General features: G+C 47.1%; 21 protein-coding genes and 1 pseudogene. 2 read left to right on the top strand and 20 right to left on the bottom strand.

All coding sequences use genetic code 11. The features are described 5' to 3' along the window. Positions 1-3: 3 nt before the first annotated feature. From SynRS9909_RS01220 to SynRS9909_RS01165, 13 genes are all read right to left on the bottom strand, one after another. Positions 4-1,899: a nucleoside-diphosphate sugar epimerase/dehydratase gene (locus tag SynRS9909_RS01220; protein ID WP_007100899.1), complete on the bottom strand. Its 1,896-nt coding sequence runs from the start codon at positions 1,897-1,899 to the stop codon at positions 4-6. Further along, positions 1,896-3,062 carry a DegT/DnrJ/EryC1/StrS aminotransferase family protein gene (locus SynRS9909_RS01215; protein ID WP_007100900.1) on the bottom strand — a complete coding sequence of 389 codons (1,167 nt, stop codon included), beginning with the start codon at positions 3,060-3,062 and terminating at the stop codon, positions 1,896-1,898. Before SynRS9909_RS01215 ends, SynRS9909_RS01220 begins: the two co-directional genes overlap by 4 nt. A gap of 26 nt (positions 3,063-3,088) precedes the next feature. Further along, positions 3,089-3,733 (bottom strand): acetyltransferase, encoded by a 645-nt coding sequence (locus tag SynRS9909_RS01210; RefSeq protein ID WP_038000938.1) that lies wholly within the window; start codon positions 3,731-3,733, stop codon positions 3,089-3,091. After that, on the bottom strand, positions 3,733-4,353 hold the full coding sequence (locus tag SynRS9909_RS01205) for a sugar transferase (protein ID WP_116431291.1): 621 nt from the start codon (positions 4,351-4,353) through the stop codon (positions 3,733-3,735). Before SynRS9909_RS01205 ends, SynRS9909_RS01210 begins: the two co-directional genes overlap by 1 nt. 7 nt (positions 4,354-4,360) lie before the next feature. Beyond that, positions 4,361-5,482: a glycosyltransferase family 4 protein gene (locus SynRS9909_RS01200; RefSeq protein WP_007100903.1), complete on the bottom strand. Its 1,122-nt coding sequence runs from the start codon at positions 5,480-5,482 to the stop codon at positions 4,361-4,363. A 2,385-nt stretch (positions 5,483-7,867) separates the two neighbouring features. After that, positions 7,868-8,278: a methyltransferase C-terminal domain-containing protein gene (locus SynRS9909_RS13800; protein WP_205407512.1), complete on the bottom strand. Its 411-nt coding sequence runs from the start codon at positions 8,276-8,278 to the stop codon at positions 7,868-7,870. Positions 8,279-8,461: 183 nt separating this feature from the next. Then, positions 8,462-9,064, bottom strand: coding sequence for a methyltransferase domain-containing protein (locus SynRS9909_RS13795; RefSeq protein ID WP_205407513.1), 603 nt, complete (start codon positions 9,062-9,064; stop codon positions 8,462-8,464). A 45-nt stretch (positions 9,065-9,109) separates the two neighbouring features. Further along, entirely contained in the window at positions 9,110-10,084 is a 975-nt protein-coding gene (locus SynRS9909_RS01190; protein ID WP_071933943.1) for a GDP-mannose 4,6-dehydratase, read from the bottom strand. Further along, positions 10,081-11,178, bottom strand: coding sequence for a hypothetical protein (locus tag SynRS9909_RS01185; RefSeq protein ID WP_162858299.1), 1,098 nt, complete (start codon positions 11,176-11,178; stop codon positions 10,081-10,083). Before SynRS9909_RS01185 ends, SynRS9909_RS01190 begins: the two co-directional genes overlap by 4 nt. Then, positions 11,175-12,143 (bottom strand): glycosyltransferase, encoded by a 969-nt coding sequence (locus tag SynRS9909_RS01180; protein ID WP_083774448.1) that lies wholly within the window; start codon positions 12,141-12,143, stop codon positions 11,175-11,177. The genes SynRS9909_RS01185 and SynRS9909_RS01180 overlap by 4 nt, the downstream gene beginning before the upstream one ends. Before the next feature lie 98 nt (positions 12,144-12,241). Beyond that, positions 12,242-14,068 (bottom strand): hypothetical protein, encoded by a 1,827-nt coding sequence (locus SynRS9909_RS01175; protein WP_162858300.1) that lies wholly within the window; start codon positions 14,066-14,068, stop codon positions 12,242-12,244. Then, complete coding sequence (gmd, locus tag SynRS9909_RS01170) at positions 14,068-15,138, bottom strand: GDP-mannose 4,6-dehydratase (protein ID WP_007100907.1); 1,071 nt, start codon at positions 15,136-15,138, stop codon at positions 14,068-14,070. The genes SynRS9909_RS01175 and gmd overlap by 1 nt, the downstream gene beginning before the upstream one ends. 5 nt (positions 15,139-15,143) lie before the next feature. Beyond that, complete coding sequence (locus tag SynRS9909_RS01165) at positions 15,144-15,785, bottom strand: bifunctional 2-polyprenyl-6-hydroxyphenol methylase/3-demethylubiquinol 3-O-methyltransferase UbiG (RefSeq protein WP_071933945.1); 642 nt, start codon at positions 15,783-15,785, stop codon at positions 15,144-15,146. A 540-nt stretch (positions 15,786-16,325) separates the two neighbouring features. On the opposite strand from SynRS9909_RS01165, the pseudogene SynRS9909_RS01160 reads away from it, so the two are divergent. Further along, positions 16,326-17,149: pseudogene (locus SynRS9909_RS01160) on the top strand (IS256 family transposase). Here the strand turns inward: SynRS9909_RS01160 and SynRS9909_RS01155 are convergent. Further along, positions 17,100-17,633 (bottom strand): hypothetical protein, encoded by a 534-nt coding sequence (locus tag SynRS9909_RS01155; RefSeq protein ID WP_007100910.1) that lies wholly within the window; start codon positions 17,631-17,633, stop codon positions 17,100-17,102. The pseudogene SynRS9909_RS01160 and the gene SynRS9909_RS01155 overlap by 50 nt on opposite strands. Positions 17,634-17,673: 40 nt before the next feature. Here SynRS9909_RS01155 and SynRS9909_RS01150 point away from each other — a divergent pair. Next, a protein-coding gene (locus SynRS9909_RS01150) for an IS3 family transposase (RefSeq protein WP_370587890.1) occupies positions 17,674-19,265 on the top strand; the annotation gives its coding sequence in 2 pieces (ribosomal slippage) (positions 17,674-18,144 and positions 18,147-19,265; 1,590 coding nt in all). A gap of 54 nt (positions 19,266-19,319) precedes the next feature. Here the strand turns inward: SynRS9909_RS01150 and SynRS9909_RS01145 are convergent. From SynRS9909_RS01145 to SynRS9909_RS01120, 6 genes are all read right to left on the bottom strand, one after another. Continuing rightward, on the bottom strand, positions 19,320-19,937 hold the full coding sequence (locus tag SynRS9909_RS01145; RefSeq protein ID WP_007100913.1) for an ISAs1 family transposase: 618 nt from the start codon (positions 19,935-19,937) through the stop codon (positions 19,320-19,322). A gap of 165 nt (positions 19,938-20,102) precedes the next feature. Continuing rightward, positions 20,103-20,972, bottom strand: a complete 870-nt coding sequence (locus SynRS9909_RS01140) for an SDR family oxidoreductase (protein ID WP_007100914.1) — start codon at positions 20,970-20,972, stop codon at positions 20,103-20,105. A gap of 12 nt (positions 20,973-20,984) precedes the next feature. Then, entirely contained in the window at positions 20,985-21,560 is a 576-nt protein-coding gene (locus tag SynRS9909_RS01135) for a formyltransferase family protein (RefSeq protein ID WP_071933946.1), read from the bottom strand. Positions 21,561-21,637: 77 nt separating this feature from the next. Next, positions 21,638-22,321 carry a PIG-L deacetylase family protein gene (locus tag SynRS9909_RS01130; protein ID WP_186593776.1) on the bottom strand — a complete coding sequence of 228 codons (684 nt, stop codon included), beginning with the start codon at positions 22,319-22,321 and terminating at the stop codon, positions 21,638-21,640. Continuing rightward, positions 22,318-23,058: a glycosyltransferase family 2 protein gene (locus SynRS9909_RS01125; RefSeq protein ID WP_007100917.1), complete on the bottom strand. Its 741-nt coding sequence runs from the start codon at positions 23,056-23,058 to the stop codon at positions 22,318-22,320. Before SynRS9909_RS01125 ends, SynRS9909_RS01130 begins: the two co-directional genes overlap by 4 nt. A gap of 6 nt (positions 23,059-23,064) precedes the next feature. Beyond that, complete coding sequence (locus tag SynRS9909_RS01120) at positions 23,065-24,156, bottom strand: N-acetylneuraminate synthase family protein (protein WP_071933947.1); 1,092 nt, start codon at positions 24,154-24,156, stop codon at positions 23,065-23,067. Positions 24,157-24,176 lie beyond the last annotated feature (20 nt).

Genomic DNA, 24,176 nt, shown 5'->3' with positions numbered 1-24,176 from the left:
TGACTATGGGGTCCCCCGCTGCCACTCCGGCACCAGTTCCGCCAGCAACTCCAGCGCAGCTTCCACATCCTGAGCGGCGATCACGTCATCAAGCGCATCCAATCGAGGCCAGAGCAACTCTGGCGGTAGCGCTCGTTCCTGGGCGCGGAAGACCAGGGGGTGTTGGGTGGGTTCGGATTCGGCATCGATCAGCAGTTCTTCGTAGAGCTTCTCGCCGGGGCGCAGGCCGGTGCAGGTGATGGCGATCTCACCGTTGGGGTTCTGGGCATCACGAAGCGATAGGCCGCTGAGGCGCACCATCTGCTCAGCCAGGTCTTTGATGCGCACCGGTTCACCCATATCAAGCAGAAACAGATCACCGCCCTGGGCGAGGGTGGCGGCCTGGAGAACCAATTGGGCCGCCTCCGGGATGGTCATGAAATAGCGGATGATCTCCGGGTGGGTGAGGGTGATTGGTCCACCGGCAGCAATCTGTTTGCGAAACAAGGGCACCACCGAGCCCGATGAGCCCAACACATTGCCAAAACGCACCATCGCCAACCGGGTGCGGGGCTGGCCCGCAGGCTTGGCGTTCTTGGACAACTCCACAGCTGAGGCCTGCAGCACCAGCTCAGCCAGCCGCTTACTGGCGCCCATCACATTGGTAGGTCGCACCGCCTTATCGGTGGAGATCAACACCACTTCGCTGACGCCAGTCGCCACGGCGGCCTGACAAACCACCCGAGTGGAGCCCACATTGTTCGCAAGGCCCGCCAGCGGGTTGGCCTCCACCAGCGGCACGTGTTTGTAAGCGGCGGCATGGAACACGGTCTGCACGTCATGGCAGGCGAACAGCCGCTGCATCAGAGCCGGATCGGCGGCGCTGCCGAGCACCGGCACCAGCTCCACCGAAGCGGGCAGCTGCTGACGCAGCTCCTGCTCCAGGGCATAGAGCGACGGTTCACTGCTCTCGAGCAGGATCAACGCCGTGGGGGCCAGCTGCAGGATCTGGCGGCAGAGCTCCGATCCGATCGAGCCACCGGCGCCGGTGACACACACCACCGCATCGCGGAGGCCAGGGCCGAGCAGCTCCGGTACAGGCGGCACGGGATCGCGGCCAAGCAGGTCTTCAATGGCGACGGGGCGGAGTGCATCGATGCGGGCCCGGCCGGAGGTGAGGTCATCCACCGAGGGGATCTGCAACACCGGAATCGCCTGGCGTTGCAACTCAGACACGATGCGGCGGCGTTCAACGCGGGGCAGCGAGGGGATCGCCAGCAACACCTGATCGAGCTGAGCCTGGATCTGGCTCAGCGCCTGGGGCGGCTGGATCGGAATGCCATTGATCGTGCGCCGCCACAGACTCGGCGCGTCATCGAGAAAGGTGATGATCTGATGGTTGCCGGCTAAGCGCAGAGCGGCGGCGAGCTGGGCGCCGGCCTCACCGGCGCCATAGATGGCCACACGCACCATCTGCTTATGGCTCACCGAACGCAGTGAGAGGAGCAGATCACGCAGGGCAAAGCGCACCGCTCCGGTGAAACCGGTGAGCAACAACCAGAGCAGGATCCAACTGCTGCGGGGCGGCATCGGCAGACGCAGCATCACGCCAAGGCCCGCCAACAGCAGAACCAAGAGACCGTTACGGCCAGCGAGACGGTAGAGAGCGCGGCTACCGACGTAGCGCGTCAATCCTTTGTATTGCGCGGTGAAGGCGTACAGCGGCAGGCCAACCAGCAACACCGCTGGCAGCAACCACAGCCCGGCAGCCTGAAAAGTGGGATGGAACGGATGGGCCAGCCGCAACCAGAAGCTGAGCCACACCGCCAATGGCAGCAGCAGAGCGTCGATGCCGATTAACAACAAGCGGCGCGTGAGAGGAGGCAGAGCGGTGAAATGACGCACTGGAGAACGCTTCATCGGCAGGCCCGCAACACGACCGACCGCACAGCCTTGGCGTAGCCAGCCATCTGCTCAGGGGTAATGGTGGGATGCACCAGGAACATCAGGCTGGTCTCCCCCAGCTCACGGGCCACAGGCAAGCGCTCGGCAGGAGCAAGGCCAGCCTCCTGAAAGCCCTTCTCCAGATAGATCTCACTGCAGCTCCCAGAGAGGGCGGGATAGCCAAGGGATGCGATCTCGCTGAGGATCCGATCACGGCTCCAGCCATCGGCCAGGGCCTCGGGCTTCACGAAGGCATAGAACTTGTACCAGGCGTGAGTGATGCCCTCCGGCGGCAGGGGCACACGCACGGCAGAGCAATCGGCCAGGGCTTCGGCGAGGAGCAGGGCGTTGCGGGTGCGGGCGGCGGTCCACTCGGGCAAGCGCTGGAGCTGAATGCGGCCGATGGCGCTCTGCAGTTCGGTGAGACGGAAGTTGGAGCCGAAGCGCTCGTGCAGCCAGCGGAAGCCGGGGGGATGGTCGCGGCCAAAGACCGCCTCATGGGTTTTGCCATGGTCTTTGAAGGCCCACATCGCATCCCAGAGATCGGCGCGGTTGGTGGTAACCATGCCACCTTCACCACCAGTGGAAATAATTTTCTCCTGACAGAAACTCCAAGCGTTTACATCGCCAAAGCTGCCGACGGACTGGCCGTGGATGCTGGCGCCATGGGCCTGGGCGCAGTCTTCGATCACAGCGATGCCGTAGGAGCGGGCCAGCTCGAGGATCTCAGGCATGTCGGCAGGCCAACCGCCGATATGCACGACGGATAAAGCCTTGGTGCGGGAGGTGATCAGCGGCGCAATCGTGGCGGCGGTAATCGCACCTGACTCGGCATCCACATCGGCGAACACCGGCTTGGCGCCAAGCAGCACGGCGCTGGAGGCGGTGGCGATGAACGTGCGCGGGGTGGTGATCAGCTCATCTCCTTCCCCAAGACCAATGGCCAGGTAGGCCGCCGAGAGGGCTAGGGAGCCATTGGCCATGGCGATGGCGTGGGCGGTGCCGCACCACTGGGCGAACTCCTGCTCAAAGGCGGTGGTGTCCAGGCCAGACCAGGTATTCACCTTGCCGGAGGCGAGCACGCGTGTGGCTGCGTTGATCTGCTCGGCGTCGAAATGGGGCCAGGGGGCGAGGTTCACGCGGTGAAGAGATGAAAGCTGAGGGGTTAGGCGGTGGGCAATACGCGCGCAGGCACGCCGACGGCGGTGACGCCATCGGGCAGATCACGCACCACCGCAGCGCCGGCCCCCACGGTGACATCGGCGCCGATACAGATCTGCTGAATCACTGAGGCGCCGATGCCGATCCAGCTGCGATCACCCACCTGCACTTCGCCCGCGAGACGAGCACCAGGGCAGATGTGCACAGCATTGCCAAGCTGGGCGTCGTGATCCACGGAGCAACCGGTGTTGAGGATGGCTCCGCTACCGATCACGGCCTGAGCCTGGATGGATGCCTGAGCGAACACCGTCGAACCGGCACCAAGCTTGGCGGAAGGCGAAATCCAGGAAGTGGGATGAATCACAACGGGGAGCTCGTAGCAAGCAGCGGCAAGACGCGACAACCACTGCAGACGCACGGCGGCATTACCGATGGCTACCAATGCTGCAGGATATTGACGACGGATCTGGGGATCGAGCGCCGCGGCAAAGGGACCGATCACGGGCCAGCCCAGTTGATCGGGCACCTGAGCAGGGCCGCTGCAGCGATCGTCGAGGAAGGCGATGTTGCTAAAACGGCCTGTGGCTAGGGCGGTTTCAGCCACGACCCGAGAGTGACCACCTGCACCTAGTAGCAGCAAAGACGCCATCAGCGCGTCTCAGAAGCAGGCGCCGATCCTGTGAATGGCGCCATGGTGGCTTCACCAACAGCACTGATGCCTTCGCGACGGACAACTTTCCATATGGTGATGAAGAAAATGCGCAAATCCAACCAGAAGCTTTGGTGATCCACGTACCAAACATCAAGACGAAATTTTTCCTCCCAGGAGAGTGCATTACGGCCATTAATCTGGGCCCAGCCACTGAGGCCCGGCTTCACGACATGACGGCGAGCTTGTTCAGGAGAATAAAGGGGGAGATATTGCATCAAGAGTGGCCGGGGCCCGATAAAACTCATCTCGCCGCGCAGGATATTGATAAGTTCGGGCAGCTCATCTATAGAGGTGGCGCGCAACCAACGACCAAACGGTGTAAGACGCTGGGGATCGGGAAGCAAGACTCCCGAGGTATCGCGCCGGTTGGTCATCGTGCGGAACTTAAGCAGATTAAAAGGCTGCTCGCCGAGGCCGGGGCGCTGCTGGCGGAACAAGACAGGGGAGCCAAGAAGTAATCGCGATAAAACAGAAATGATGAGCAAAAACGGGGATAGGAACAAGAGCACAAGAAACGCGAAAAAGAAATCGAATAGAGTCTTTATCAAGAGATACATTTCAAGATCACAAATCAATTAAACTGCAGAGTCGCTGATTGACCTCATGAACATTATAGCGAAGACTTGCAATTCGCCTACTCTCTCTGCCCATTTTAACAATCATCTCAGGAGAGATGATAAATTTGATCATCGCCTGGGCCAAGGAAACGGGATTGTGAGCTGGTACCAAAAATCCATTCAATCCGTCAACAACGGTATCTCGGCAACCGGGGACATCTGTTGTAATGACCGGCAATCCGACAGCCATAGCCTCCTGAATACTGCGAGGTACACCTTCACGATAATAAGAAGGCAAAACAAAAACACCTGTTTGATAAAGAAAGTGCTTAACATTTACATGGCCAGGAAAAGATACTATACCTTCACTCTTCCAACGACATAAATCATAGTTAGTAAAAGATTTTTTCTGATCATCAAGCCCACCCAAAAGATAAAAGAAAGCATCAGGATATTGAGCCTTAACAATTCTTGCGGCATTTAAAAAGTCTTCAACTCCTTTCTCTCTAACAAGACGAGCAATCATCGTAAAAACAGGAGCAGAAACAGGCAGATCTGGAGGACTAAAATAATCTAGATCAACACCAATAGCGCCAAGGACAAAAGATTGTGGGCGTGAAATAATGCCGCCAGCAATAAACTGCTCTGAGTCGTCCTTGTTCAAGAAAATGACGCGGTTGAGATCCAAAAGGGCAAACTTATAGAGAAAATTCACCAGAACTCTAGTAAGCTTAGCCCACGGATGAGCAAAAGGTGAATCAGTATAAACATCTCCTAGGCCTTCAATGAGCGCAAATATTTTGGGAACGGCAACAAACTTTGCAGCAATTGAACCATATATGACAGGTTTAACAAAATATGACAAGCAGACATCAGGCTTGAAACGTTGTAGAAGCGAGATCAATGATATAAGTGAGCGAATATCGTCAAAAGGATTAAAACCAGCTCTTGATAAAGGAAATTGAGCCAAATCAACTGAAATTAATTCAAGCTTGGAGCGAGTATCAGAATCAATTTGAGGTGCGATTGCAATAACTTGATGACCTCTCGAAACAAGAAGCGAAAGAAACTCAAGACGAAAATTAACCAGAGAGGGAGAGAAGGAAGTGATTACCGCAATTAAAGCCATGGAGTCAAACTATGAGTGAGATTGTAAACGCAATTGATTAAAATAAGTGTCTAAAGCGTAAAGCCGCAATGAAACTATATAAACTGCAAGATAAGAAGGGATCCGCAAACGGATAGCGGTGCCCAAGTTGTCATTGCCCAATACAAAAATAACGGTATATATAACAAAGAAATAAACAAGATACAGAGAATAGGAGTCCAAAAGATGGCGCTTCCTTACAACAAATGAAAAAGCAAAAAGAAAGGGGAGCGTCTCAACAGCAAAAACAAAAACAGAAGAGATGCTCGAAAAGTACAGACCGAAAACTTGGTAGATGTATGACAAAATAAATGAACCAAAAAAAGAAAATGGGTTAAGATTTAAGAGGGTTATACCAAAAGAAGACCCACCGACAATGAAGCCTTCAGAACCTCTATAATTAAGTATGGGGTCGAGAAATCCAGATATGAAAAAAGCAAGCAAAAATATTACAAGAAAACCGAAAAAGTAAAAAAGTCTATGACCGAACAACCTGTATTTAATGAATAATGGGATAATAGAAGCTAAGCCCAGATAAGGCCTGAGCTTAAACAAGATAAAAGATAGCAACAAGAAATTAAAAAGAAAGAAAATCTTAATAAGCGAAAAAGGAGACTGAAGCAAATAAGAAACAATAGCAAATATAATCAAGCACAAGAAAACCATCAAAACGTCGCGATATATATCCAACGAGAAAATGAAGAGGGAAGGGTAAAAGAGTATAATTAAAGACAGCATCCCACTCCACAGTCTGACTTTTCTGGCAGACTTGATAGAACGTAGAAGGCCAACGAAGGCTAATTGTGGCGCGATGAAGGATATCGTAAGATAGAGAAGAAGTAGAAAGAAACTAATTACACCACGATTATAAAACTCAATAGAACCTAACCATACAAGAAAATCGCCCCACAAATTGACGGAAACAATAGAGGCACCGGTAGCAAGCTGATGGTAGTAATTAGCATCGTTGCCAGATTCTGAAGCTGCTACAGCAAAAAATGAGTTTGATGAGAGTACAATATATGCAGACAATACAGAAGAAAGGGCAAAAAGAAGAGATATGAATAGAGATGATGGATTGAGGGGTTTAATTTTCACTGTTTAATATGTACAGCAGCACAGCAAGGAACGATTGAAAAAAGGATTAAGAACAATAGGAAGAAGAAAAAGTGAATGAAAGAAGAAAAGCCAGGGAGAAACATTACATTAAAAAAATGTAATTTTGCAAAATCAATCAAGAGTAATTGTGAAAATAGGAATCCGAAACAAAGCGAGGATCATAATTAACATTTGAATAACTCGAGGTTGAACTATTAGAGATGATACATCTCAGATGATCCTGAGATGAATAGAGAGAGAGCAAGGAATGGTCAGCGTAAGGAATATTTGATTTAATGTAAGATGAATTTAGAAGTAGCCTTTTACGCAGACAAACAGACTCCCATAACTTATTCGGAGCCGCGTAAAAATTATTTGAATCATTTAGAGTATATCCAGCAAACATAAAATCAGAGAGATGATACATATGTAAAGCGTGATTATAAATTACTTGACCTCGGAAAAACATATTTTTTTGTTTAGAATCCCTGAAAAAAGAATAAAGCGGGCCTGTTCCCGCTACCACGACACAAACGTTATCTAAAGAAGCAACAGCGTTTAACAACCAATCTAGATTACGATGATGTTGTAAAGTGCCAACATAAGTAATGATTATTTTATATTTGTGTCGTAAGCTAAAGTAAAAGGTATTGATTTTAGAGGCCTCAGGTTCTTTAATTGTGAGTTGGTCAACACAAGGTGAATTAGGAACAACAGAAACCTTATGGCTGAATTTGTGCAAACCAGGCAACTGCTCGAGTCTTGAAGATGTAGGCAATATAATTTTTTTTGAGACTAAACAGACTAATAATTCAAGAAGAGAAAAAACTCCTTTGAGAAACTTTGAGAAAAAATGAGGTGAAGATGGCACACGGGAGGCAAATGTGAAATCGAAAACATCGTATATAAAATTAATTCGAAGAAAACAGCAAATCAGCGAAGGTAGAAATGCTGAGTCAAGATCACAGCAAATAACATTTACCAACCGTGACCTATTCTTAAGGAGGTAAAAGCAGATATTCAGTTGAAGAAAAAGAAGCCGCCATATAATGGTGTAGCCACCACCATGTCCGGGAGAACTGAGCAGTCTATAGGTGAGTTTGTGAGAGAAATGCCTCTCTGGTGACCACAGAAAATGTTCACCTTGGCCTCTTGTAAGACCAAAATACGTAACACGATGAGAACTCAGCTGAGAAAGAACAATTCTTTGAGCACGAGAATCAGAGCGCAAATTTGAGGTTCTACAGACAACTGAGAGAGGAGAATTGATCATAGTATATGAACTTCGGGGAAAGGGATGATAAACTTCACCTTGCCATCAAGATACATTTTCTCACGTGCCAAGATGAAATCCTTAAAGTGCCAGGGAAGCAGCAAAAAATAGTCAGGATTATACTCACCGATAGAATCAGACGATACAATGGGAATAAAAGATCCTGGAGTAAGTTTGCCGAACTTGAAAGGATTTACTCCTACAATAGCATCTAAAACAGAAATATTAATGTCACAATATTGAAGAGTAACATTGACTTTGGTAGAGGCTCCATAACCAAGAATAAATGCCCCCTCAGACTTCAAACACTGCAAGGTAGAGATTAATGATTCCTTCAGATTGCTTGTGCGCTCAGCAAAAGCTAAAAGTGGATCTATAGATGTAAAGAGATTCTTTTTCTCAAACACAGAGTATCAGAGACAGACTTAGAAGTTTTGAAATGTGCATTATCCTCGTGAGTAGCTGAAACGGCAAAGCTACCACCATTGATATTATTAAATGAAACATCAATAACTTGAAGACCTGCTGACTCTAAAATATAAATGATATCGTGGAGAGTGTAATATTCATAGTGCTCATGACAAATAGTATCATATGAGTTCATTTTGAGCATGGCAGGCAAGTAAGATTGCTCGAAATGCCAAATGCCGTTTATGTGCAAGCATTTTTTTGATATCTTTGGCAAATTCAATTGGATCATTTAAGTCGTAAAACATCGCAATCGATGTAATAAGTTTAGAAGGCTTTGACGCAACGGCGAAATATTGATCAGCGGAAAAGAAGCAATCACAAAGGATTGGATCAGCTTTATAAAAGGATTGGAACTTCCTAGCGCTGGGATCAATTCCAAACTTGTTAAGATTAAGAACAGAGAAAGAATTCAGAAATGTCGCATCATTTCTGCCGATATCTAAAACATAGTCACCATTCTGCAAATCAGAAAGAGCTTCAAGGGAACGAGCTATATCTTGTAAATGTTGGACCATAGAAGCATTTAGCCCAGAGCGATAACCATAATTATCTCCATACATATAATCGCTTGAAAAAGAATGACCTAGTTGACAAAGTCCACTAGTCTCTGACCAAACAAGTTGAAGTGGCCCAGAGTGTACATAATCATCTACATTATGAGGAAAATATCCCGACATATGCTGATTACCAAGGGTCAAGAATTTTATGAAGATTAGTGTCACCTGGAATACGGCAAGAAGTTAGAGGTGTAGAGAATGAAGCCATAGTTAGAGGATGAAAGACGAACGATAGTGACGGTAAAGAGTATCAATAAGACCTGGAATAGGATCAGGCCTAGTAATGAACAATTGACTGGAAGTGCATGTAATTGGGCCTCCAGAAGGGAAAGCACCAGGCTCGGCTAACATAATATAGTCAGAAAAGTTGAAGCAGTATCGTTCTGTTAGTAAATTGACAATATTAGATACAGAATGTAAATAACTACTGGCAAAAATATACTCTCCGGGCATTTCTTCTAGCAATACACTTAAGATATCGCTACAAATATCTTGAGCATCAGACCAATCGACACACGCATGGATATCACGAATTGTCAAATTCGGCGGGCATTGAACACTCTCTGGGTTTTCATTATAGAAATTTATTGAAGCAGCATGCTTGCAAAGCTTGGGAAGTAAAAAAGACGAAGAATGAAAAATACTTTCATGATTAAATAGTATACCAAAAAAGACATCAAGACCTAAGTGACGATAATGATGGGCTTGAACTCTATTAAAACATTTAGTCAAACCGTAGGGGTTTCTGGGTGAATCTTTTGATGTTGTTGTTATATAAATAACTTCTTCGGTATTATTAGTAAACTGGTGGAGGGAACCAGCAATAAATACTTTAGAATTTGGGCTATATTTGAACGCAAACTCAAGAATATATTCTGTGTATAAGATATTAGAGTGATATAAAACAGAAATCGCATCTGAAGGTTGCTCTGAAGAGTGGTTGGCAGATGCAAGATGCAATATTAGATCATAAGAATGAGATTGAAAAAGACTCTCAAGATCTGATCGAAAATTTTCAGCTAAGGGGTTAATGACCTTCAGGGAAATATTGGAGTGGATGGGATCAGTGGATGGGGAACGAGATAGAGCGGTTATGTTATAACCAGATTGAAGTAAAGTGGATATTATGATTGTCGAATCTTGACCTCTAAAGCCAGTAATCAGGGCTGATTTAGGTGGAATCACTTGGGAGATGATTGAGAAATAAGGTATGATTTTAAATCAAGAATATTAGACTTCATTAAATCTAATTTTGAGACTGAAGGTAGCGAAAAGGATGATATCTTGCCTGAAATATCAGATAAACTAATATAAAAGGGACCAAATCTTTCTTCGTAATAATTAGTCAAAATATTAGGTTTGAGTATCAAAGGCTTACCGTGCGCAATTGCATCTGCAAAGGAAGCGCTAAAACTATAAGTGTATTGATGACTAATTCTAGAAGGAAAAAGTATTAGTTGGCAAGAATTAAATAATTCGTGATAATCAGAAGGAAGGCTCTCTAGGAGAGAATTAATTGATGCGGACTTTGTCGTAGGATGTTTTAAGTTATAGCCTCCAAATGGAATAATAATGCAATTATCAGCAAGGACTTTAGAAGAAGTAGAGATTGAATTAACAATAAATTTGCGATTGTTTAAATAAGCAGAAGAATTAAAACCAGGACATCCTACTAAGAATGGTACGCGATCAAAGGAACTATGCTTAGAAACAAAAAGAGTAGGTATACGTGAACTATAATCAGCAAAAGGGAAAGGCAAGACTTGCCAAGAATTAGAAGGTAGCTTCAATTGGGGAATATTTTGGCTTGTATGAATACCAATAAAAATAACTTTAAAATGTTTGTATGGTATCAAGAATAGTATAGACTTGTATGTAATATCTCTAAGGTTGAAATTATTGGACGACAGTTTAGCTAGGTCGTCGTAAAGAGAATGTGCCAGAAAAGATACTTCCAATAAAAAAAAACTAGCAAGAAGGCGGCAAAAAGGAAGTAAAAATGGGGAAATGTTGAGAATATAGACAGGAGAGGCGACATTACGAGCATGAAAGAAAACTCGTAGAACATTCAAAAATTGACTAGCTAATGAAGGGTTTTGGGAAAATGATATCACCTTGAATGGTGACGATTGATATAACGGATCACGAAGGATTTGAGAAATGTGAGTACTTTCTAAAAAGCATGTACGGATAGAATGAGTTTTGTGCAAATAATAAACAAAGGCCGTATTAAACTCCCTATGGGAAATGCCTGTTGAACAAAAGTCAGCTATGATCATTTAAAAAAGTCAATAGATGAACCTGATAAATACATGACTAGCCCCTGCAATTGCAAGAAAGTTGCAGAAATATGTTTTTTGGGAGGAAAAGTGGAATTAATGAAAGAGAAAGCAGCTAATTGAATACAGAATTGCATACATAGAATACCTAGCTTAAGAAAATAAAATAAAATGTAATACAGGATTAAGATGCAGTACTCCACTCTTGAGGAGTGCATTGAATAATACATTAATCTACTGTGAATAATTCCCCATATAACCTTCTTATTGGGGCTAGTACCAGAACTTAATCCTCCATGGTGAATAACAGAGGTGCTTGCAAGGAGAGCTACATGGCCTGGTGAAAATGATAAGCGTTTACATAGATCTAAATCCTCATAGGAAAAAGGCAAATTATGATTGAATAATTTACCCTTAATGAAAGAAGTATTCAACATCATAAAACATCCGCAGATATGCTTAACATCTAATATTGGATTTGTTTTATTAAAAGAATAGTTGTTGAAGTAAGCTTTTCTGCGACCTAGTAGCGACGCCTTAATCTCAGTGAATACAGAGGGAAAGGAATAATAAGGAGGATGTTGTATTGAATGGTCAGAATTAAGGATAAGAGGTGAGATAGCGGCTAATGCAGGATTAGCCTCAAGTGTTTGATAACAAGAAGCAAGTGATTTTTTTGTAATCTCTATGTCAGGATTTAGAAGAAGACAATAAAAACTAGTTACTATGCTTGAGAAGGCGTAATTACAGGCTCTGGCAAAGCCAATATTTGAGCAAAGGTGCTTGACAACGATATTTTTATTCTGAAATGAAAAGCTGAAGTCACGGGACAAATCACTATCATTATCAATGATTATTATTTTATCCAAAAAAGGCAATTGGAAAGAAAAGATCTTATCGCAAAGTGCCGTAGTTAATTTATCAGAATTATAATTAATAATGACTATGTCTAGCATATGATTCATAATAATTAAATGTTTGGGCTTAGAAAATGCGTATAAAGGGAGTCATGCTTCAAATATTTTCAGGTAACGCCAAACATCTAGAAACAATACAACATATTTCAGAGCTGAAAGAAAGGAATGAGCGAAACACACTCTTGCCTTAAGTTGAAATTTGAGTAAACTGAATAATTGAACTTTACATTTGTGCTTAGGAAGCGATCAGCAGCCAAAATAAAATCTTTTCTGCTACTAACAACACACGAGGTCGGGAAAAAAGAATAGTTATGTAAAGAATGCAATGGATTAAAATCTTTTGTATATAACAAACACGGTAAACCTGTCAAGATAGAAGGCATAGATGCTGTAGTTGGATAGGACAAGAGAATAACCAGACATGTATCTATATAATCCTCAAGCAGGGTATTATTTCTACTAATAAGTAAATTGCTAAAGCTAGGCAGTCCAGTTAAATAGAAAGATAAATAATCAAATGAAGGATGAGGTCTTATTACAAAATCAACCTCTGGATGCATCTCGACAAAAGTTAAAACATCTAACCATTGAGAATAATGATTTATCGATTTATTGTTTACTGACGTAAGAAAAGTTGAAAAGTTAGATGTAAGAATTAGAACTTTTTTCTTACTAGTAAAATATTTGGGCTTTTGGGAGGTTGAAGTCTTGGCAGTTTTGAATATGTCAGGGATACCAATTGATATATATTGCGTAGGATTATCACAATTAGCAAAAGCATTTTGAGAAGGCTTTTGGACATCATCCCAGACAAAACTGACATTAACTACATCCGGGACCGCAAATTTTTGCGTGAGTTCAGTATGAATACCGCCCTCACGGAAACAATATGTTAATATATGCCTTGACCTTAGAATCAAAGCACTAAATGCCTCGCGGGTGAACAAACAATGACCAGTAATGAAAGTTGATGCATGTAAAAATCTTACTAATACAAGAATAAACCATGAAAACAATTTTGATTTAATATACTCGCGATAATAAGGAGTATACTGATAACTTGTAAATTCAGAAAATATGTATTTATAACAACTGTTAGTATTGGACTTTGAGCTACATTCACGCAAAGCATGAAGGATCTCGGTCTCATACGTAGAGCGTCTAAAGAAATAACAAATATCGGCAAGTAAGGATAATAAATAGTTGCTTGAGTTTAACGAAATAATGTCATCAGAATCACAACATTTATTAACCTCTTCGATCAAGCAATAGTCATGAAATCTAATAGTTGATTTGTCGACAATAAATGAACATTTTTTCCGACAAATAGCAAGACGAAGGAGGCCAATAAAAGAAACAAACGCAGAGATAATTCCAATTGAATTTTTGAGGTAATTCTTAATATGCAAAGAGAGGAATTGTCGGGCAGAGCGAAGAAATGGTTTCTCTTGTATTGGGAAATATAAAAAATGAATGTTCTTATCGAGCAAATAAGGAATTAATACATGGTAAGAAAAGCTTGAAAGTGCACTTGATGTTGGATAGGGTCCTGCACGAAAGCAAGGCACCTTTGGTTGAGAGGAAAGATAAATTTTGGTAATTGTTTTATGTTTTTGAAGAAGAATCCCTAATCCCTTTATTAAATTGAATGAAGATTCATAGGTATATGCAAGCTCATAAATAATTGGCAGAGAAAATAAATTGTCTTGATCATGGATAGGTAAATTTCGATTCTGTAAAAATTCCGAGGCAAAAGCGGCTGCAGCTTCAAAGCTTAAAACCTTTGACTCTTCAATTTTAGAAGGGAAAATAGTGGACTCTAGATCAATAGCTTCAACACCTTGGCGAATAACATAAGCATAAGCTTCAAAACCAATTGTTACAACTAGGGTACTTTCTGCACGAATTAAATCTAATGGAACATCCTGGATAGATGTTACTAAGCATATAGTGTCGGGCTGGTCGAGTGGCATTATGTCGCAAGAATAGAGTTTGTAATATTTTCATTTTTCGCAATCAGGCTATCGCTTTGTATCATGTCATGAACAAGTTCTTTTAAAGAATAAGTTGGCTTCCAGCCTAGGTTCTTATTGGCAAGAAAAGAATCACCAAGAAGAGAGGCAACTTCAGATGGCCTAAAATAATGTGAATCAACTCTAACGACAATTTCATTTGTATCACGGCGGATCCCAACTTCATCGAGGCCGTGGCCATCCCAACGTAAAGGCCCCCAACCCAAGGCCTCTGCTGAATAATCAACAAATTGACGAACAGAAGCTTGAATACCGGTGGCAATCACATAATCTTGGGGTTTGTCTTGCTGCAACATTAACCATTGCATTTCAACATAATCTTTGGCATGACCCCAATCTCGCAAAGAATCCAAGTTACCTAACATGAGGCATCCATGCCCAAATTCATTTATTCTACTAAGTGTAAGAGTAATTTTTCTAGTAACAAAGTTTAGCCCTCTTCGTGGACTTTCATGGTTGAAAAGTATCCCATTGCAGGCATAAATACCGTATGATTCTCTATAGTTAATTGTAATCCAATATGCGTAAAGTTTAGCAACGGCATATGGGCTTCTTGGGTAAAAAGGGGTAGTTTCTCTCTGTGGAACTTCTTGTACTTTGCCAAATAATTCACTAGTACTTGCTTGATATATTCTAACTTTAGATGACATATTCAAAGCTCTTACTGCTTCCAAGATGCGCAGGGTTCCAAGTGCATTAGAGTCAGCAGTATACTCGGGCTGGTTAAAACTTACAGCAACATGGCTTTGAGCGCCTAAATTATAAATTTCATCAGGTTCTGTTTTGGCAATTACATTTATGATACTGGCGGAATCGGTAAGGTCAGCATAATGCAAATCAAACCTTTTCTTGTAAATGCCAGAATCCAGCGATAGGCTGTCAATTCGCGATGTATTGGACAGACTCGATCGTCGCTTAATGCCATGAACTATATATCCCTTGCTGAGCAATAATTCAACAAGATAACTACCATCTTGGCCTGTTACGCCTGTAACCAAAGCTGTTTTCATGGTGCTTAGTTTTTGCGAAGCAAGAAGATGTACTGTGTAACAAAAAATCGTCTTATAAATTGTGGCAAGCGCGAAATAACTGGAGAAATAGGCATTAAGATCCGGGGGATTAATGAATTAAATGAATAGTTTGCCACCGATAAGTTGCATTCATTAAATAAATCCAGCATAGAGCTGTAAGTGAAAAAACGCAAATGGGTTGAATCCAATATTCCACCCATTGGATCATAGTAAAAATGATCTTTAAGAAGAAGAGGCATTAGTACTGTGTAATGGGATACGTTGGGCAAACTTACAACATAAACACAGCTATCAGTAGTGTTTTGAGCAATCTCTTGCAAGGAGATCTTAGGATCGCTCATATGTTCTAGAACATCTAGCATCAAAACTAAATCTGGTGAGTAATCACGTACTAGGCCTATGACATCTTCTGCATGGGAGCTTTTAAAATAAGTTAAACGTTTTCTCGCAATTTTTGCAATATCGGGATCAGAATCGACGCCAAAGGATTTATCAATAATTCCTTTTTTAAGCATGAGATAAGAGGTAGCTCCTGTTCCGCAGCCAATATCTAAACAATTCTGATATACTTTTGAAGAAGGCAAAAGATCTAGTATCTCAGTTCTAGCAACATCAGGGTAACTCATGCTCGGTTAAATAAATTTAATTAACAATAACTTAGGTTCAGTGAAATCTCGGTGGAAGGAAAATATAGATGCAAATCATTGGATCATGCTCGTGACAATTCATTATACAGGGGAGAGAACTCTTGGATTGATCACGACAGAGTGACACGGTCGATTCCATGAAAAGAAGTGCCCTTGCCGATATTCAATGAGCCTTTAACAAGGTAGCTGTATTCAGATCTAGCCTCCAGTAGTGGAGTAATAACCAGACCATCTGGAGTTCACGGAAGAAGCTCATGCATCAATCCGGAGTTTGTCTGATGTGCTTATTCATAAATGGAAGCACATTTTTGAATTCTATCAGGGCTTCACTGCTTGAACAATGGCGAGGCGCCACAAAGCTGATGCCCGCGTCCCAGGGATTGGTGTAATTCCCTTGGGACATCAACCCCGGTGTAGCCGGGGTTACGCGCAGCTCAGGCACCCGGCTCAGTGGCTGTCGCTGCAAGGGGTGGGCAGGCCCGTGACCCTGGTTTGAGAACCACCTCAACCAGACGAACCATGCCCAAGACCCATAGTGCCGCCTCTGAACTGGCGCCGCTACTCGATGGCAACACTGCCGGAGAGCTGATCCCTGAACTGGTGCGCCACGGCCTGCAGCAGCTGATCGAGCTGGAGGTCGCCGCCGTGCTCGGTGCTGAGCGCTACGAGCGCAGCGAGGAGCGCCTTGGCCACCGCAACGGCTACCGGCCTCGCGTGCTCACCACCCAGGTGGGCGACATCGATCTCCAGATCCCCAAGCTGCGCTCAGGCAGCTTTCTGCCCTCGATCCTCGAACCGCGCCGGCGGGTGGATCAAGCCCTCTACGCCGTGGTGATGGAGGCCTATGTCGCCGGCGTCTCCACACGCAAGGTTGATGCCCTGGTGGCGGCTCTGGGCAGCCAGAGCGGGATCTCCAAATCACAGGTGAGCCGCATCTGCGCTGAGATCGATCTCCAGGTGCAGGCGTTCCTGAACCGGCCGCTGGAGGGCCAGGGTTACGCCTACCTCTATCTCGACGCCACCTACCTGCATGGCCGCCTGGGCCGGGCGATGCAGGTCTGCTCCAGTGCCGTCGTCGTCGCCATGGGCGTAACGCCGATGGCCGGCACGAGCTGCTCGGCCTCAAGATCGGCGACAGCGAAAGCGAGGGCTTCTGGAGCGAGTTCATCGGTTCGCTCAAGGAGCGCGGCCTCAGCGGGGTCAAGCTCGTGATCAGCGATGCCCACAAGGGCCTCAACAACGCGATCCGGCGGATGCTGCAGGGCAGCACCCCAGGGCTGATTCAAAGTCTGGTCATGGCTCGGGCTCTGGCTGTCGTCGCGCCATCGCCAGCAGTGCCGTGATGTCATGCATCACCGCTTGCAGGCCCTCCCGGATTGAGCCAAATCCAGTCAGGCGCAAGAGATTCATCGCTGCGGTGCGTAGGGCTGCCATCACGCCGGCACCGTTGCCGCGGTAGCGGTGGTCGTCCTCGTGGAGCTGGGTGTCACGAATCCAGTGCCAGCTCTCAACGCTCCAGCGCTCTCTCACGAGGCGCAGCAACGCATCTGGGGTGGTGCGCAGGCTGGTGATAAAGCGGTGCGTAGCCTTGAACGGCTTGCGATCACGGGTGCCTGTCGCGATCACTTCCGCGATCCAGCTGGTGCCATGCCAATTGGCCTTGATGTGCTGCGGCGCTTCTTTCGCCCTCAAAGTCCAGAGGATGTCACGGCCATGGCCGATCTCGTGATCGGTTGCCATCAAGGGGATGTGGCGTTTTCCAAGCAGCTGATCGGCGATCTGCCGGTAGAGCGTCTTCTGGTCCCCCGGTTTCAGGAAAGTTGTCACCCCTGTTTTCAGTACACCCGGGGGCTTGAGGACATGACCAATGCGTCGTTACAGCGAGGCCGTTAAAGCTGATGTGAGGAGGCGGATGAGCCCGCCTCACAGACAGAGCGTGGCGCAGATTTCTGCTGAGCTGGGCATTCACATCGTCACCCTCTACAACTGGAGGAAGACCTGGCGGTTGCAAGGAGAGGTGGTGCCGGCATCCGATAAGGACCCTGACGGTTGGAGTGCTGCCGACAAGTTCACGGTGGTGCTCGAGACCGCTGGCTTGAACGCCACTGAACTCAGTGCCTACTGTCGTGAGCGCGGGCTGTACCCGGAGCAGGTGGATCGTTGGCGGCAGGCCGCCCAGGATGCCAACGAGAAGCCAGTGCTCACCTTGAAAGAGCAGAAGGAGCTGGAGAAGCTCCGTGCCCAGGACCAGAAGGAGATCAAGGCCCTCAAGAAGGAGCTGCAACGCAAGGAGAAGGCCATGGCGGAGATGGCGGCCTTGCTGGTGCTGCGAAAAAAGTGGGAGGCCTTCTGCTCGGAGGACGCGGAAGGCTGACCAGCGCCGCTCACAGGAAGAAGGCCATCGAGCTGATCAGCGAGGCCCATACCGCTGGTGCAGGCCTGGTCAGCGCCTGCGGCGAGATCGGCATCTGCCTGCGCACCCTCAAGCGATGGCGCCAACGCCTTCTTGGTGATGGGGACGGTGAGGATCGCCGGCAAGGCAGCCCCCGCCATATTCCCCATCGCCTCACGGCCGAGGAGCGCCAGAGGATCCTGCTCACCTGCAATCAACCGCAGTACGCCGCTCTGCCACCGAGTCAGATCGTGCCTGATCTGGCTGACCAGGGGATTTTTATCGGTTCAGAGAGTAGCTTCTACCGGGTGCTCCACGACCATGACCAGGTGCACCGTCGCGGTCGTGCAAGGCCACCACAGGAGCCCAGACGGGTTCCACGGCTGCGGGCCACAGGCCCGAACCAGGTGTGGAGCTGGGACATCTCCTATTTGCCCACCACCGTGCGTGGGATCTGGCTCTATCTCTACCTGGTGATCGACATCTGGAGCCGCAAGGTGGTGGCCTGGGATGTTGCTGAGCGAGAAGATCCAGCCATTGCAGCCGATCTGGTCAGCCGGGCCTGCCTCCGCGAGCGGATCAGCAAGGGCCGGCAGCAGCCGCTGATCCTCCATGCCGATAACGGCAACGCCATGCGGGCAGCCACGCTGGAAAGCCGCTTGGAAGAACTGGGCGTCCTCAGATCCTTCTCTCGGCCACGGGTCTCCAACGACAACCCGTACTCCGAATCCCTGTTCCGGACAGTGAAGTACCGGCCTGATTACCCCCGCAAGCCCTTTGCCTCGAAAGAGCGGGCTTGTCAGTGGGTCGCCGAGTTCGTCGACTGGTACAACCACCGGCACCGCCACAGCGGTATCAAATTCGTGACGCCCCAGCAACGTCACGATGGCCAGGCCGTGGAGATCAGCCGTCACCGCGGTGTCGTCTACGAACGAGCCCGCCAGCGCCATCCAAGGCGATGGACAAGGTCAACCAGGTGCTGGCGTCAACCGGAGGTGGTCTGGATCAATCAGCCGACGGATGAACTCAATGAACCAGGGCAGCTACCATTGATGCAGGCCGCCTGAACGGCAGCCCAGCAGTGACACCTTTCCTGAAAGTCACCGGGTTGGCCTTAACCGTCAGGAGGAAGTCGGCCCCCTGCTCTGTGAGCTGCCGAAAAACGCTTGCTGCGTGTGGAGTGCATCCGCCTGGATGAGCACACCCTCGAGATCCAGCTCGCCAAGCAGCTTTTGGAGCACAGCACGTTCGTGATCCTCGCCTGTGGCGTAGCAGGCCTGAGCGATCGCCACACCCAAAGCAGCGGAGTAAAGCGTCACCTGGGCGATGAAGGCTGCACCGCCTCCGCTGGTGGGCTCAATCGAACCGCGCAGGGTCTTGCCGTCACAGATCAACTGATCGAGATCGCCTGCACCGCCTGGGATCTGAGCCAATGTCCAATCACGGATGGCGCCGCAGATAGCAGCCACATCCACCTGCAGGAAAAAGTAGCGGAAGGCGGAATCCGACGGCGGGCGTTTGAGTTCGATCCCGAGCGACTCCGTGAGCACAGAGTGATGACGCCGGGCAAAACGCTCCAGATCCCGCAGGCTCTCGCACTTGCTCAGGATGCCGAGCACCGCCACCAGCAACAGGTACCAGGCCGGGATACGAACCCCTCGACGCATCCGGGCATCAGGGATCGCCTTGAGGTGGCTGATCAGATCGAGATCGGTTGCGGCAGAAACGCTTTGGGGCACTGAGAGGGGGCAATCCCATCGACCTCAACCCATGCTCGCAGCCCCGGCCAGAGAGCCTGGGACACACTTTGAATCAACCCTGGGCAGCACCCCCGTAAAGCACAGGAAATGATCAATCAAAGACGACGACAATACAGCGAAGAACAAATACCAATAAAGGCAATTCTATCGATGATACTGATCTGCTATTCGATAAACCTCGTCAACTAATAATGGTAACTTTATATCCATGCATTCCTCAAAGCGGCCACTATTCATACACATATCGGTTGGACGGCGTGCAACTAGTGTAGTGATAGATTTGGAATTAACACGCTTAAGGTTGGTGGTTTCGAGACCTCGGGCAGCGGCAAAGGCGAAAGCAAAATCCGCTTTACTCATGCCCTCACGAGAGCCAAGGTTAAAAACACCAGGTGGCCTTTCAACGATGCAATGCTCTATGCAATCACAAAGCGTGCTGATTGCCAGAGGGCTGAACATCACATCCTCAAACACATTAACCGCAGTTTGATCAATCAATGCACAATGTAGCCAGTCTGTCAGACTGGCACGCCCGCCGCATAGGCTGCGGCCTACAAAATTGGTTCTTAGGATAGTGCTGGATACTGTTCCCGCAATAATTTCGCCAGCCAGCTTAGACATTGCATAGAAATTGCAGATAGTGAGCTCGCCTTCTGAATGGGGTCCAGGCCCGTCATACACTTGGTCCGTAGAAATCTGGATCAGGTGGCAAACTTGACCCGCTGTCTTAATCCATGCACAAAGATTTTCAACAGCCTTTACATTAAGCAAATAAGCTTCCTGCGGGTGAGTTTCACAGCGGTCGACATTAGTTAAGGCAGCCAAGTTAATGATGACGTCTGGCTTGGTATTGTCGAGCGCTCGCGCAGTCTGCTCATAACTTACAAGGTCGATATTCAGGTCACTAGCACGTGTATTACCCATGCGTATAACTTGATGACCACATTCTTGCAGAAACGGCACCAATGAACAACCTAGCAAGCCAGTTGCACCGGTGACTAAAACTTTGATCATAAAAGCCAAATTTTAAATGACTCTCTCGATATGCGCTGCTGTGATTATGAGTTTTTTGCCATCAGCGGCAATAATATATGCATTTGGATAAGGATCCGCCAACATTCGGATTTTATTGTACAAATACTCGGCTGGCTTTGTCGCGAGCTCCTCAGCCGTTATTTCGCTTTCGCTGGGCTTGCGCCGCTTGCAGAAAGTTGCTGCTGAATGATCTTGCTGTTCGCGCTGCAATCCATCCTCAAGGATGTGTCGAGTCAGCTTAACGCCTTCATCTTCTATGCGTTTAAATATTTCATCTATCGTGCCAATCAAACTAAGATCGCTCTGACCCACTATGTCACCCGCGTCGAGCGCATCTGTCATGATAAAGAGTGTAACTTTTGAATAAGTTTCGCCTGCAATAATTTGATTTTGAATGGGGCTACCGCCTCGATAGCGCGGCAATGGTGATGGATGAAGCATCAAGCAAGTATGGCGCTCCAATAGATCAGTTGGCACAAGCCAGCTCCAACCATAGAATAAAACCAAGTCTGGTTTAAAATCTGATAATGCCTCTTTATTAAACTGCGCTTTAGAGCGAAATATCAAGAAAGTATGGTCTGTGCTTGCAGCCAGTCTGTCATAAATATTTAGGGCCCAATTACGGTAGCCAACGCAAGCAATTCTCATGGTCTAAATTCCCTAATTAGGCAAAAAGCCTCTGCCAATGGAACACCGGCTTGCATTCCGCGGCTCATCGCAGTTGCACGAATCCCCTCTTCGGAACGAGGAAAGGGGAAAGTTTTTACTTCCGTCTCATAAGCAGCCAGAGCTCTCCATTTGAGGACCAAGTCCAGCTCATCAATCTGTTCGAAGACGGTCGGTGAAAAAGCCTCGCCAAAAGACCACTCGCTCGATGACAATACTTCGTAGGAAAGTAGACGCTCTACCCCATAAAAAGAATTAGGTCGAGTCGCCATTATGGTGGCACGAAACACAATCCTGTGGTCATTATTAGCATCGAGAGCCGAATGTGTAAGAACCGTATCCGGCTCGAACTTATGGATAGCTCTTTCAATCATCTTGTTAATATTGATAATCGGCTCTTGGTCAAGACGTCCGCATGGCAGGTCATTAAAGCAATAGTGTTTTACACCCAGCCTCGATAGTGCATCTGTGGCCATTCGAGTGCGATCCGCGATCGCATCGATGCTTGCTGAACAGGACGGATTGACGAAGCGGCAGGATGAACCTTCAGCAATAAATAGCACCATGAACTCAGCGCCAATGCGTGAATACTTAGCAATTGTTGCGCCACAACCGAGCACTTCGTCATCAGGATGAGCTGCAATGATCAACACACGCTTCATGATAGATCTTTAGACAAGTCTAGCTTATAAGGATGGTACTGATTGGTGCAGAAGACGCCTAATCCATTACGTTCAAAAAGTGCACGACCATACTCTATAATTCTTTTCTTACGACTGGCTGATATGTTGGTACTGTGGCGGCGGTATTGAAAGAGAGACTCTGCCAAATGAACACCTTTGACACCCAAATCAATTAGCCTAAGAATCAACTCGTAGTTTTCCAAGCCACTATTTCGGGTTTGGGTGGCATAGCCACCGAGAGAGTGCAGAAGCGCAGCTCGATACAAGGTGCCTGTGGCGAGAAAATCGCCACGCGTCATAATCTCAGCCACGTCAAACTCCGGCAAGCGAACTTCAGCCAATGTTTCACTGCTGGCATTAATAATACTATAATTAGTATAGTAAAACCCAAAATCCTTCCCAAGCATCGGCTCCATTCGAGCCAAATAATTGGGTGCCAAAGAATCGTCGGCATCAACTCGAACAATAAAGCGACCACTTGCAGCAGCAAATCCCAAATTAGACGCAAACTCAATGCCGCTATTCTTAATCCTTATCACACGTAAGCGAGGGTCACTGCGCTGAGCCAACAGAGCTGATGTATTGTCAGTGCTACCGTCATCGACCACGATTACCTCATGATTGAGTGACGTGCTTTGCTGCCCAAGGCATGAATCTAAACACTCATCAATAAACCGATCATAGTTATATGCCGTAATGACAATTGAAACATCCATTCTACTCTACTCCAGGTCCGAGGCTCGTAGATAGTCGCCTGCAGCAATATCGCGTCTTAGAGTTCGACCAACAATTGCTTGAATTTTGACAGGAGACAAGGCATCAGTTGGGCAAGGACGCAAGGCGATAAAATCACCTTCCTTAATCGCATAAGATTTTGGTAGGTCTGCACTTGCGCGCAGCGAACGCCGCTGCACCACAACTGTTTCCTTTTCATTGTCCTCTACTTTTTTAACGCCATCGCCAAGCGCATTTTCGAGTTCGCGAGTGCGATCGACCATCTCACGCCAGGTGCATGGATCCATCGAGAATGCATGGTCAGGGCCTACCCTGTTGACGTCATCGGTGAAGTGTTTTTCGATCATTCGAGCACCTAGGGCCACTGCTCCCAGCACGGTGGCATGGCCCGGCGTATGATCAGAGAGGCCCAAAACCATATCTGGATACATGGCACGGTAGGTCTTCAGTACATTGAGTTGAATGTACTGAAAGTTTTCTAATCTAGCTGTGTAGTTAGTATTGCATTGCATCAGAGCGAGTTGAGGATTGATGGCCAATGCGGCGCATACTGCTCGATGCACTTCATCTGTCGTTGATGCTCCCGTCGCCAAGAAGTATGGTTTTTGCTTACTGGCAACGGACTCAATCATTTGCATCCAAGTGATATCACCCGAGCCGATCTTATAAGCAGGTACATAGGCATCCATGTAGTCGACTACGTCCAACGCATACGGTGTAGTGAAGAAAGGAATCCCAGCATCATCACATGTCTCCTTCAGCGTTGATGTCCAATCCAGATTGACACTGGCTGCTTTGTATACATTGAAAACCGATTCTTTCCACTTTGCTTGATGACTGTTTTGCTCTTTTAGGCTCTTGAAGCCATGATCGCTAACGATGGTTTCTGCTTGAAAGTGCTGGAACTTAGCCGCATCTGCACCAGCTTCTGCCGCTAAATAAATTAAGTCTTTTGCACGTTCAAGGTCTCCATCATGATTGGCAGCAATATCGGCGATAAAATAAGCGGGGTAGTGAGTTCCGATTTTTCTACCTTGGACCTCAAGGATTGGCAGCGGTGAAGGCATGATGATGTTCATGAGAGCTGGTTATTTACTGA

Source organism: Synechococcus sp. RS9909, assembly GCF_014279595.1.
GTDB lineage: Bacteria > Cyanobacteriota > Cyanobacteriia > PCC-6307 > Cyanobiaceae > Synechococcus_C.
This window is presented reverse-complemented; position numbering and strand designations above follow the sequence as displayed.

Coding starts and splice junctions, on each gene's coding strand:
- SynRS9909_RS01220 (WP_007100899.1), bottom strand. CDS start 1,899: ATGAAGCGTTCTCCAGTGCGTCATTTCACCGCTCTGCCTCCTCTCACG.
- SynRS9909_RS01210 (WP_038000938.1), bottom strand. CDS start 3,733: ATGGCGTCTTTGCTGCTACTAGGTGCAGGTGGTCACTCTCGGGTCGTG.
- SynRS9909_RS01205 (WP_116431291.1), bottom strand. CDS start 4,353: ATGTATCTCTTGATAAAGACTCTATTCGATTTCTTTTTCGCGTTTCTT.
- SynRS9909_RS01200 (WP_007100903.1), bottom strand. CDS start 5,482: ATGGCTTTAATTGCGGTAATCACTTCCTTCTCTCCCTCTCTGGTTAAT.
- SynRS9909_RS01185 (WP_162858299.1), bottom strand. CDS start 11,178: ATGATCATAGCTGACTTTTGTTCAACAGGCATTTCCCATAGGGAGTTT.
- SynRS9909_RS01180 (WP_083774448.1), bottom strand. CDS start 12,143: ATGAATCATATGCTAGACATAGTCATTATTAATTATAATTCTGATAAA.
- SynRS9909_RS01175 (WP_162858300.1), bottom strand. CDS start 14,068: ATGCCACTCGACCAGCCCGACACTATATGCTTAGTAACATCTATCCAG.
- gmd (WP_007100907.1), bottom strand. CDS start 15,138: ATGAAAACAGCTTTGGTTACAGGCGTAACAGGCCAAGATGGTAGTTAT.
- SynRS9909_RS01165 (WP_071933945.1), bottom strand. CDS start 15,785: ATGAGTTACCCTGATGTTGCTAGAACTGAGATACTAGATCTTTTGCCT.
- SynRS9909_RS01140 (WP_007100914.1), bottom strand. CDS start 20,972: ATGATCAAAGTTTTAGTCACCGGTGCAACTGGCTTGCTAGGTTGTTCA.
- SynRS9909_RS01130 (WP_186593776.1), bottom strand. CDS start 22,321: ATGAAGCGTGTGTTGATCATTGCAGCTCATCCTGATGACGAAGTGCTC.
- SynRS9909_RS01125 (WP_007100917.1), bottom strand. CDS start 23,058: ATGGATGTTTCAATTGTCATTACGGCATATAACTATGATCGGTTTATT.
- SynRS9909_RS01120 (WP_071933947.1), bottom strand. CDS start 24,156: ATGAACATCATCATGCCTTCACCGCTGCCAATCCTTGAGGTCCAAGGT.